The organism is Clostridium sp. UBA4548, from assembly GCF_002387895.1.
In the GTDB taxonomy this organism is placed as follows: domain Bacteria; phylum Bacillota; class Clostridia; order Clostridiales; family Clostridiaceae; genus Clostridium_J.
The window spans coordinates 167,671-179,592 of record NZ_DGLI01000028.1; the positions used below are offsets into that span (position 1 = coordinate 167,671).

12 protein-coding genes are annotated in these 11,922 nt (G+C 32.2%); all 12 read right to left on the reverse strand.

The window, feature by feature from the left end; genetic code table 11:
• Positions 1-3: 3 nt before the first annotated feature.
• The gene (locus tag B3040_RS11955; protein ID WP_291573570.1) at positions 4-2,184 is read right to left on the reverse strand and encodes a RelA/SpoT family protein; all 2,181 of its coding nucleotides are present in this window, start codon (positions 2,182-2,184) and stop codon (positions 4-6) included.
• A gap of 117 nt (positions 2,185-2,301) precedes the next feature.
• Entirely contained in the window at positions 2,302-2,820 is a 519-nt protein-coding gene (locus tag B3040_RS11960) for an adenine phosphoribosyltransferase (RefSeq protein WP_017414644.1), read from the reverse strand.
• A gap of 142 nt (positions 2,821-2,962) precedes the next feature.
• Positions 2,963-3,808 carry a DHH family phosphoesterase gene (locus B3040_RS11965; RefSeq protein WP_291573573.1) on the reverse strand — a complete coding sequence of 282 codons (846 nt, stop codon included), beginning with the start codon at positions 3,806-3,808 and terminating at the stop codon, positions 2,963-2,965.
• Positions 3,809-3,936: 128 nt separating this feature from the next.
• Complete coding sequence (gene secF, locus B3040_RS11970; protein WP_291573575.1) at positions 3,937-4,821, reverse strand: protein translocase subunit SecF; 885 nt, start codon at positions 4,819-4,821, stop codon at positions 3,937-3,939.
• Positions 4,822-4,825: 4 nt separating this feature from the next.
• On the reverse strand, positions 4,826-6,064 hold the full coding sequence (gene secD, locus B3040_RS11975) for a protein translocase subunit SecD (protein ID WP_291573577.1): 1,239 nt from the start codon (positions 6,062-6,064) through the stop codon (positions 4,826-4,828).
• A 100-nt stretch (positions 6,065-6,164) separates the two neighbouring features.
• Positions 6,165-7,532 (reverse strand): thioether cross-link-forming SCIFF peptide maturase, encoded by a 1,368-nt coding sequence (gene scfB, locus B3040_RS11980; protein ID WP_291573579.1) that lies wholly within the window; start codon positions 7,530-7,532, stop codon positions 6,165-6,167.
• Positions 7,533-7,590: 58 nt separating this feature from the next.
• Positions 7,591-7,728 (reverse strand): six-cysteine ranthipeptide SCIFF, encoded by a 138-nt coding sequence (gene scfA / locus B3040_RS11985; RefSeq protein ID WP_017414649.1) that lies wholly within the window; start codon positions 7,726-7,728, stop codon positions 7,591-7,593.
• Between the two features lie 66 nt (positions 7,729-7,794).
• The gene (locus B3040_RS11990; RefSeq protein WP_291573582.1) at positions 7,795-8,169 is read right to left on the reverse strand and encodes a TIGR04086 family membrane protein; all 375 of its coding nucleotides are present in this window, start codon (positions 8,167-8,169) and stop codon (positions 7,795-7,797) included.
• Between the two features lie 61 nt (positions 8,170-8,230).
• Positions 8,231-8,506: a preprotein translocase subunit YajC gene (gene yajC, locus B3040_RS11995; RefSeq protein WP_017414651.1), complete on the reverse strand. Its 276-nt coding sequence runs from the start codon at positions 8,504-8,506 to the stop codon at positions 8,231-8,233.
• Between the two features lie 18 nt (positions 8,507-8,524).
• Positions 8,525-9,655 (reverse strand): tRNA guanosine(34) transglycosylase Tgt, encoded by a 1,131-nt coding sequence (gene tgt / locus B3040_RS12000; RefSeq protein ID WP_017414652.1) that lies wholly within the window; start codon positions 9,653-9,655, stop codon positions 8,525-8,527.
• Positions 9,656-9,838: 183 nt separating this feature from the next.
• Positions 9,839-10,864, reverse strand: a complete 1,026-nt coding sequence (gene queA, locus B3040_RS12005) for a tRNA preQ1(34) S-adenosylmethionine ribosyltransferase-isomerase QueA (protein WP_291573586.1) — start codon at positions 10,862-10,864, stop codon at positions 9,839-9,841.
• A gap of 25 nt (positions 10,865-10,889) precedes the next feature.
• A complete protein-coding gene (gene ruvB, locus B3040_RS12010) occupies positions 10,890-11,900 on the reverse strand; it encodes a Holliday junction branch migration DNA helicase RuvB (RefSeq protein ID WP_017414654.1) in 1,011 nt (336 codons plus the stop codon).
• Between the last annotated feature and the right edge of the window lie 22 nt (positions 11,901-11,922).

Genomic DNA, 11,922 nt, shown 5'->3' on the forward strand with positions numbered 1-11,922 from the left:
ATTTTAATGCTTAATTCTATATACGTCTCTAACACCTTTTAATCTTCTAATCTTGCTTTGGACTTGTTTTAAGTGCTCTACATTAATTATTTTTATTTTTATATTAACTAATGCTTCTCCACTCTTTAGGGTCTTCCCATTTATAGATAAAATATTAGTTTTTGTTAGTCCTAAGATTTCAATTATATCTGTGAGAAGTCCTAGTCTATCTTCCCCTCTTATCTGTATATCTGTTATATAATTTTCACCAGTTTCATTACCCCAAGAAACCTCAATTATCTTATCTGGCTCCGTTTCTTGAAGAGATAAAAGATTTTTACAATCACTTCTATGAACAGATACCCCTTTTCCTTTAGTGATATAACCTACAATTTCGTCTCCAGGTACTGGGCTACAACATTTTGCAAACCTAGAGTGAACATTAGAAGTCCCTTTTACTTGTAGTCCTGAATAGTTATTGTAACTAGTAGTTTTTCTTGGCTGTTCTTTATTAAACTGTTCTATTACAGAACTATTGCTCTCTACTTCTTTTTCTTTAGCTTCATAGGCTTCTCTTAATTTAGTAACTAAATTAAAAGGATTAATATCACCTACCCCTACTGTAGCAAATAGGTCTTCTAAATTCTTTAAATTATATCTTTTAAGAACTTTTTCAAGAGTTGCAGACTTTGAAATTACTCCGAAGGAATATCCTTGTTTTTTTGCTTCCTTCTCAACAACTTCTTTGCCCTTTTCTATACTTTCTTCTCTATTAGCCTTTTTAAACCAAGCTTTAATTTTACTTTTTGCTTGGTTACTCTTTGCAATATTAAGCCAATCAATGCTAGGTCCCTTAGTATTTGGTGAAGTTAGCACCTCAACTATTTCCCCAGTTTTTAAACAATATTCCAAGGTAACTATTTTTCCATTTATCTTTGCCCCAGTACACCTATGACCAACATCGGTATGAATAGCGTAAGCAAAATCTATAGGTGTTGAATCACTTGGAAGACTTATAACATCCCCTTTTGGAGTGAATACAAATACTTCGTCCGAAAACAAATCTATTTTAAAACCTTCCATAAATTCCTCAGCATCAGAAGTTTCCCCTTGCCATTCTAGCATTTCTCTTAACCAAGATAGCTTTGAGTCTAAGGAACTATCTCCATCTGTATTGTTAGTTTCTTTATATTTCCAATGGGCAGCAATACCGTATTCTGCTGTTCTATGCATGTCATAGGTTCTAATCTGTATTTCAAAAGGCTTTCCAAAAGGACCAATTACAGTAGAATGGAGTGATTGATACATATTTGGCTTTGGCATAGCAATGTAATCCTTAAACCTACCTGGAATTGGTTTATACATAGTATGAACTATTCCTAGTGCTGCATAGCAACTACCAATATCATCAACTAAAATTCTTATAGCTGTTAAATCAAAAATTTGATCTATATTTTTATTTTTACTTTCCATTTTTCTATAGATGCTATAGAAATGCTTTGGTCTACCTTCTATGTCTGCCTTAATGCTTACCATAGCTAAATGTAGTTTTAATTGAGAAATAATATGATTTATTTGTTCTTCTCTCTCTGCTCTCTTGTCAGAAATAAGTTTTACAAGTTCATAATATTTTGTTGGTTGTAAGTATCTAAGAGCTAAATCTTCTAGCTCCCACTTAATTTTAGAAATTCCAAGTCTATGAGCCAGTGGAGCAAAAATATCCAATACTTCTTTAGCTTTTTCCTTTTGCTTACTTTCTGGCATATACTTTAAAGTTCTCATATTATGTAATCTATCTGCAAGCTTTATAAGAATTACTCTAATGTCCCTTGCCATAGCAAGAAGCATTTTTCTCACATTGTCAGCTTGTTGTTCTTCTTTAGATTTGTATTTAATCTTTCCAAGTTTTGAAACGCCCTCTACCAAATTTGCAATTTCTACACTAAATAATTCGCAAACTTGCTCATATGTATATTCTGTATCTTCTATAACATCATGTAAAAGGCCTGCAGCAATAGTAGAGGTATCAAGTCCTAACTCTGCCAATATGCACGCCACCTCTAAAGGATGAATTATGTATGGTTCTCCAGATTCCCTTTTCTGATTTTTATGGGCATTAAGAGAAAAAGTATATGCTTTATGTATAAAATCCACATCTACATTGTGACAATTATTATTAATTTTCTCAATTAGTTTCTCAATCATTGGATTCACTCCTAAAACTAAAGGCTGGTTACATAACCAGCCAACTATTTTTACTACATAATATTATATACCACAACCTAAATTAATGCAATTTTTAGTTGAGCTAATTGTCAGATTTTATAAATCGTATTGTACCACTGACATAATGTCATGATTGCCTAATTTACTTCTTCCATTTAACTCTGTAAGTTCAATTACAAAGTTTATTGATACTAACTCTCCACCAACTTCTTCAATAAGTTTAGCAACAGCACCTACTGTTCCTCCTGTAGCTAATAAATCATCTACAATAGCAACTCTTTGACCTGGTTTTATAGCATCTTTGTGTATCTCTAAAACATCACTTCCATACTCTAAATCATATTCTACTTTCATTGTATCATAAGGAAGTTTCCCTGGTTTTCTAACTGGCACAAAACCTGCTCCTAAAGCATAAGCTACAGGTACTCCAAATAAAAATCCTCTTGCCTCTGGTCCAACTACGATGTCTATATTTTTATCTTTTAAATACTCTGCTATGGTATCTATTGTTACCTTTAACGCCTCTCCATCTTGTAAAAGCGTAGTTACATCTTTAAAACTAATACCTTCTTTTGGAAATCCATCTATAACTCTAATTTTTTCTTTAAAATTCACTTTTATTCCCCCTCATGGATTTTTACGAACATTTTCTGTTTTTAAGTGTTTATTATACTTTACTATTATATATTACTTTTATGTACTTATGCAACAAAGCACAAATAGTGCATTTGCTGTTCTTGCTACTATTATAGCATTTTTAATTTTTAGCTCTTCTTTTAATTTCACTATAAAGATATTTAGAAATTTGCGCTGCCCTATAGCTATCGTTAGTAGTTAAAAGCTCTACAATAATCCTAGAGTTGTTTATCCTCTCCTCTGGAATCATTTCTGGAAAAATACTAGCTATAGTTTCAAGGTTAAAAAAATCCTCTTTATAATGGGTATTATGTTCTTCTAACAGTGCTTTTATTCCATAATTATTGGTGGATTTTAACTGTTTTAACCCTTCTTCCACGAAGAATTTGTTCTCTCCCCTAATTGAAAGTTTTTTAGTTACTGTACCAATCATCACTAAGTCTAAATATTTTTGTAAACAAGTCATTTTATAATAAAAAGAAATGGTTTCAGCCAGCTTATAAGCAACTCCCGCTGAGCCCAGCTCCTTAAAAGGATAGTTACATATAGGGTTATTAGGGTTTATCACTATGCCTTCTGAATAACATGAATTATAGCTATGATAATCTGTAACTATTACGTCTATATTGTTTTTTTCACAAAACTGAATACCTTCTTCAGAACTTGTACCGCATCCAACTGTAATAATTAAATCTGCTCCTAAATATTTTATATAACTATTTACATCATTTTTACTTAGAATCCTTTCAATTCTCACTTCACTTGGAATAAAGTATTCAACATCAGCATTTAAATACTTTAAAACTAGCATTAAAAGTGAAATTGCAGTTACTCCATCAAAGTCATAATATCCATAGATAACTATTTTTTCTCTTTCATTTATTGCTTTCACTATTCTATTCAATGCACTTTTCATATTTCTTAAAAGTAGTGGATTATACTGATTAACCTTGAAAATCTCTTCCATGTGCTCTCCTCCAAATAAATAGAAAACACATATATTATAATTTAAAATTCCCCTTATTACAAACATTTTTCGAAAAAATAAGCCAGAAATCTACAAGAAGTAGTTTCTGACTTATCTAAATATAAATTTTACGCTGCTACAGCCTTTTTATTTTTACCTTTTCTTTTCTTCAATACAACCCAAAGTGGGCTAGCTATAAATATTGAAGAATAAGCTCCACAAGCTATACCAATTATTAGTGGTAAAGAGAATTCTCTAATAGATGGAACAAAGATATAAACAGCAGTTATTGTTATTAAAGTCGTTAAAGTAGTATTGATAGATCTTGCCATAGTTTCATTTATACTAATATTAGCAACTTCCTCTGAAGGCATTCTTCTATTTTTCTTAACATTTTCTCTTATTCTGTCAAATACAACAATAGTATCGTTTATAGAATAACCTACGATGGTTAATATAGCTGCAATGAAAGGAGTGTTAACTTGTATTCCTAAGATAGAATAGAAAGATACTGTTAGGAATACATCATGAACAAGAGCAATTATAGCAGCTATTGCAAAGTTTAATTCAAAACGCATTGCCACATAAAGTAATATAGCTCCATTAGCCACAATTAATGCCCAAATTGCCTTTTGCTTAAGTTCATTACCTACACTTGCACCTATAGTTTCACTTCCTATTACGGCACTATCTTCTAAGGAATACTGAGTTTTTACATCTTTAATCAGATTGTTAACCCCTTCTTCATTAAGTACTCCTTCTTGCACAATAATTTCTATTTCTTTTCCTTCATTGGCAACCTTTGTAGAATATTTTCCCTTTGCATACTTATCTACAATAGCATCCACATCAGCTTTTTTAAATTCTTTATTTATGTTCATAGATATTAAAGTACCACCTTTAAAATCTATACCATAATTCAATCCCTTAGTAAGAAGGAAGGATATCCCAATTATTGTTAATACTATTGAAATAGTAAACCAAACTTTAGTCTTTTTAATTATTTGTAACATAATCCTACCCCCTTTTTACACCGAAGTGTGATGGTTTAGTTATTATTCCAGCATTTATTGTATGCTTTAATAAGAATTTAGTAACAGTAAGAGCGGTAAAAATACTTACTATTATACCTATCATTAGGGTTACAGCGAAGCCTTTTACTGCCCCAGTTCCCATAAAGTATAATACTAATCCACCAATTATAGTTGTTATGTTAGAATCTAAAATTGAAGATAAAGCTCTATCAAATCCTGAGTCTACAGCTGATCTAATAGATTTCCCCATCTTTAATTCCTCTTTAGTTCTCTCGAATATAAGTACATTCGCATCAACAGCCATACCAATGGTTAAGATTACAGCTGCGGCACCGGAAAGAGTTAATACCACTCCAAAAGCTGAGAATACATATAGTACTAGTACTACATAAAGAGATACTGCAATTGATGCAATTATTCCTGGTGCTCTATAATAAAGCATCATAAATAGCATAACGCAGATTAGTCCAACCATCCCTGCTTTTACACTAAGTCCCATTGCTTCAAGCCCTATAGTCGGTCCTACAGTTTTAACTGAAACTGCTTCTACTGGCACAGGTAATGCACCAGATTGTATTATATTTGCTATTGAATTTGCTTCTTCGATATTTTTCATACCAGTAATAACTGCTTCCCCTGCATTTATTACTTCATTTACTGTTGGTGCAGTTAACACATCTTCATCCATCTTTATAGTAATTTGCTTACCAATGAATTTTTCTGTTGCCTCTGCAAACTTTTGTTTTCCTTCATCATTAAGCTTTAAATTAACTACATTTTGGTTATCTTTTGTAATATAAGCTGTAGCTTCCTTAACTTCTTTTCCTGTTAAAATTACATTTCCATCTGGGTCTACAAAAGTTAATTCTCCTGTTTTACCAATAGTGTTTAACACTTTATCCGTGTCAGACTCACCCGGTATTTCAATTCTAATCCTTTTATTTCCCTCTGGAACCACTGAAACTTCACTTGTTCCCTCTTTGTTTACTCTTCTAGAAATTAATTCTACTGTTCTATTTAAAACATTAGAATCCACATTATCTGCTTTAATTTCCATTAATAAAGAGGTTCCCCCAACTAAGTCAAGACCTTTACTTATTGATTGACCAAAGGACTTAACCCTATAGTCCCCTAGTTTTAATCCAAAAAGTCCTGAATAAGCTAATAGGGCAATTAATAAAACACTAATAATTAATAAAAAGCCACTTTTACCCTTTTTCATTTTTATCCCCTTTCACGTTATTCAAAATTAATATATATAATGTAGATTATAAATCTTACTAAAAAAATAGTCAATCATAGGTAATTAGTGGAGATTTCCACTAATTACCCATTATCTTACTTTTTAATGCTATAGCACATTCAATTCTTTTCTTCTGCATTTCACAGCCTATCTCATAAGGAACATGGATATCACCGTTAAAGTTAAAGTTATTAGCTTGACAACCTCCACTACAGTAGAATCTAGCCCAGCAAGTTTTACAGGTTGGCTTATTATATATGTGAGCCTCTTTAAAATTCTTGACTAAATCAAAGTTTTTTACACCTTCTGAAATATTTCCCATTAAAAATTCTTCTTTTCCAACAAATTGATGACAAGGGTAAATATCTCCATCTGGAGTAATAGCTACATACTCATGACCTGCTCCACAACCTGAAATTCTCTTGTAAACACAAGGTCCTCCCTGTAAATCTATATTGAAATGATAAAATTTAAAGTCCTTACCTTCTTCATGACGTTTTAACATTTCGTCGTAAAGCATATCATATTGATTAAATATAGTAGGTAAATCTTCCTCTCTTAAAGAAAGAGGATGCTCATCTGGAAGAACTACAGGTTCAATAGAAATTTCCTCAAAGCCTAAGTCTGCCATATGCTTCACATCTTCAAAGAAATCAGTATTTTCTCTTGTAAATGTACCTCTAACATAATAAGACTTTGATTTATCTCTAACTTCTACCATCTTTTTGATTTTAGGAAGTATACTATCATAGCATCCTGTTCCATCAAATCTTATTCTTACCTTATCGTTGATTTCTTTTCTTCCATCAATGCTAAGAACTATATTTCCCATATTCTTATCTAAATAATCCATAGTTTCATCATTTAAAAGAGTAGCATTAGTAGTCATAGTAAATCTAATTACTTTTTTATGAAGCTTTTCTTGCTCTCTTGCATAATCTACTATTTCTTTTATGGTATCAAAGGCCATTAAAGGCTCTCCCCCAAATAGGTCTACCTCAATATTTCTTCTTGGTCCTGAGTTTTTAATAACAAAATCTATAGCTCTTTTTCCTATTTCAGCAGACATAGGTTTTCTACATCCACTGTTATATTCTCCTTCATCAGCAAAGCAATATTTGCATTTTAAGTTGCAATCATGAATAATATTTAAGCATAAAGCTTTAATATTCACCTCTGCTTGTCCGCTTTTCATAGCTATATCTTCATATAAATCCTTAGAGTACAGAACTTCTTCCTTCACTAATTCCTCTAACTCATTATATACTTCCTCTATTTCTTCTAAAGAATATTTATTGCCATATTCTTTAATAATTTCTTCCTTAGATATTAGCTTGTCTTCATCTAGAAAGTCATAAACTATTTCATCTACTAGGTGTACTGCTCCAGAATTAACATCTATAATATAAAAATCATTTCCTTGTATAAATTTATGAACTAATGACATTTTTTTCCTCCCAACTAAACACAAAGCAGTAACCCTTAGTTACTGCCTCTTTAGATAATTAGTTTTCACAAGCTAAATTAGCTACTGTGCATGAAGTTTTGCATGCTGATTGACAAGAGTTAGCACACTCTTTGCAACCTGGTTTCTTTAAACTTTCTTTGATGTTTGATTTGTTGATTGTTTTGATGTGTTTCATTTTTGTTCCTCCACTTGCATGATTATTATTTATAACAAAGCTAGCATTTTTGCTAACCTTACTATTTTAATCTCCTAGATTTACTGCTAACATTCCTGATAATGATCCTACTGCCATTGCAAGCAATAATCTTATAAAGTCTCCTCCATCAACACCAAAACCTTTTCCACATAGTACAGATACTATGTAAAGTATTAACATGTAGAAAACTGCTACTAATAATCCAATAAGCCATCCTTTATTTCCCGACTGCAAAGTTGCATAAACTGAACCATACAATACACTTAATAAAGTTAACACTACAATAAATGCAGAAGTAACCTTAGGGCTAAAGGGTGTAAAAGCTGTGATTAAAGAATAAATTAGTACGCAAAGCATTGTGGTGATTGATGCTCTTAGGACTCCTTGACCTATACATGAGTATTTTAATCTTTTATACATATATAATCCCCCCCATCTATATAATAAATATGAGTAAATAGGGGGAATTATTCACAATATATTATTTTTCTGTCTCGTTAGTAGTAACTTGACCAATACCCATTTTAGCTAATTTTATTCTAGCTCTGTCTGGACCTGTCTCTAAAATGATATAGTCTTCTTGGATGTTTATAATTTTACCCATTATACCACCCTTTGACACAACCTCATCATTTACTTTTAATGATGATAACATATCATTGTATTGTTTTTTTCTTTTCTTTTCTGGTACGAAAATCATAAGATAAAATAATCCAAGAACAATTATCATAGGTGCAAAAGCCATTATTTGATTCATAATATTTCCTCCCTTCTCTTATGCTCTTCCGTTCCATTGATTTAGCTTCTCTTCTTTAAAAGCCTCAAAGTAATCTCCATCAATGGCACTTCTTATATCTTCCATAAGCTTATTATAGAAATATAAATTATGCAATACACAAAGTCTCATAGCTAACATTTCCTTAGCCTTAAATAAGTGTCTTATATAAGCTCTTGTGTAGTGCTTGCACGCTGGACACTGACATTCTTCATCTATAGGATTGCTGTCTAACTCGAACTTTGCATTCATTAAATTTATTTTACCATATTTAGTGAATACATGTCCATGTCTTCCATTTCTAGCTGGTAACACACAATCGAAAAAGTCCACTCCCCTAGAAACTGCCTCTAATATATTGCTTGGAAGTCCTACTCCCATTAAGTATATAGGCTTATCTTCTGGAAGATGAGGTACTACTGCATCAATAACTCTATACATTTCTTCATGAGTTTCTCCAACAGCAAGGCCTCCGATAGCATATCCATCTAAATCCATTTTAGTAATGGTTTTAGCATGTTCTATTCTTATATCCTCATAGGTTCCACCTTGATTTATACCAAATAGCATTTGCTTTTTGTTTATAGTATCTGGTAATGAATTTAATCTATCCATTTCAACTTTGCATCTTTCAAGCCATCTAGTAGTTCTTGCCACAGAGTTAATTACATATTCTCTCGTTGAAGGATTTGGAATACATTCATCAAAAGCCATAGCAATTGTTGACGCTAAATTGCTTTGTATTTGCATACTTTCCTCTGGTCCCATGAATATCCTTCTTCCATCTATGTGAGAACTAAAGTAAACCCCTTCTTCCTTAATCTTTCTCATGGAAGCTAAGGAAAAAACTTGAAACCCACCAGAATCTGTTAAAATTGGTCTATCCCAATTCATAAACTGATGAAGTCCTCCCATCTGCTTTACTACTTTGTCTCCTGGTCTTAAATGTAGGTGATATGTATTTGATAGTTCCACTTGGCATTCTATTTCCTTTAAATCCATAGAGGATACAGCACCCTTAATAGCTGCTAAAGTACCAACATTCATAAATACTGGAGTTTGTATCACCCCATGAGGAGTGTGGAATTCACCTCTTCTAACTTTTCCTGATTTTTTTAGTAACTTATACATGTTATCCCGTCCTTTTAGTTACTTATATATTTTATTCATCATAAACACTAGTCCTATTTTCTAAAGCCACTTATATAACAACATCCACTAAAACATACCTTGTTAAATTGTAAGTAATTCAAATTTGCCTCAAACTTGTATCTATGAAACCTTATTGAAAGATCATCTGGTGTTTCTTAGGAATTAGTGGATAAACATAGCATCTCCAAAACTAAAAAATCTATATTTGTTTTCCACAGCAACATTATAAGCATTCATAATAATTTCTCTGTTTGAAAAAGCACTAATTAACATTATTAATGTAGATTCTGGAAGGTGGAAATTAGTTATTAAGGCATCTACTATTTTAAATTTATAACCCGGATAAATAAATATACTAGTATAACCTGAAGCTTCTCTAACTCTGCCATTTTCATCTGCAATGCTCTCTAAAGTTCTGTTAGAAGTAGTTCCTACCGCGATAACTTTTTTCCCTTTTTCCTTAGTTCTATTTATTATTTCTGCATTTTCACTATTTAAGTAATAGTATTCTTCATGCATTTCATGTTCTTCTATATTCTCAGCTTTTACCGGCCTAAAGGTTCCTAAGCCTACGTGTAAGGTTACAAAGGCAATATTAATTCCCTTAGCTTTAATTTCCTCCAATAATTCCTTAGTAAAATGAAGCCCTGCTGTAGGCGCCGCTGCTGATCCAACTTCTTTAGAATATACAGTTTGATATCTTTCCTTATCTTCCAGCTTTTCTGTAATATAAGGTGGTAATGGCATTTCTCCTAGAGCATCTAGTACAGCTTCAAAAATTCCTTCGTAGAAAAATTTAACTTTCCTATTTCCATTATCTAAAACTTCTATAACTTCCGCTTTAAGCTCTCCATTTCCAAAAGTAAAGGTAGCTCCAACCTTAGCACGTTTTCCTGGTTTAACTAGAGTTTCCCATATGTCCTTTTCTAATCTTCTTAGAAGAAGAAACTCCATTTTCCCTCCAGAACCTTCCTTCGAACCATAAAGTCTTGCTGGCATAACCCTAGTATCATTTAAAACTAGGCAATCACCTTCTTCAAGGTAACCAATTATATCTTTGAAAATCTTATGTTCAATATGTCCAGTACTTTTATCTAACACCATTAATCTTGATTCATCTCTTTTTTCTAAAGGATGTTGTGCTATTAATTCTTCTGGAAGATGAAAACTAAAATCTTTAACCTTCAATGTTAACACCCCTTTTTTCTTAGTTTTAAAACAATTTCCCTTCTGGAATTGCTCTATTTAAATGATTATAAGCCTTATTAGAAGCAACTCTTCCTCTAGGAGTTCTAATAATAAACCCTTTTTGAATCAAATAAGGTTCATACACATCCTCTATGGTTCCAACTTCTTCCCCTATATAGTAAGCAAGAGTTTCAAGTCCCACAGGTCCTCCTCCAAAATTATCAATGATAGCTTCTAAAATCTTATTATCAACTCTATCAAAACCTTCACTATCTATCTCTAAAAGCTCTGCTGCTAATTTTACAGTATTAAAATCTATGTGTCCATGACCTTTTACTAAACAATAATCTCGGACTCTTTTAAGTAGTCTATTTGCAATCCTTGGTGTACCCCTTGAACGCTTTGCAACTTCAATTGCAGCATCTTCATCCATTCCCACATTTAAAATACTTGAAGATCTTATAACAATTTCTTTTAATTGCTCTTCATCATAGTATTCCATTGGACACATTACCCCAAACCTATCTCTTAAGGGAGAGGTTAAAAGTCCCGCTCTAGTAGTTGCCCCAATTAAGGTAAACTTAGGTAAGTCAAGTCTTATAGACTTTGCAGAAGCTCCTTTACCAATAACAATATCTAAAGAATAATCTTCCATAGCTGGATAAAGAATTTCCTCTACAGCTCTATTCAGCCTATGAATCTCATCTATAAAAAGCACATCAAAATTGCTTAATCCCGTAAGTATCGCTGCTAAATCTCCTGCTCTCTCAATAGCAGGACCCGAAGTTATTTTTAAGTTGCCACCCATTTCTTTAGCAATAATATTTGCTAAAGTAGTTTTTCCAAGTCCTGGTGGTCCATACAATAATACATGGTCCAAAGGCTCTTTTCTGATTTTTGCTGCCTGCAAAAATATGCTTAATCTTTCCTTAACTTTTTCCTGTCCTATGTATTCCTTAAGCCTTTGGGGTCTTAAAGAATATTCTACTTCTACATCCTCTTCTTTAAATTCAGAAGAAATAACTCTTTCCTCCATAGCATCCTCCCCTTTTTAAAGA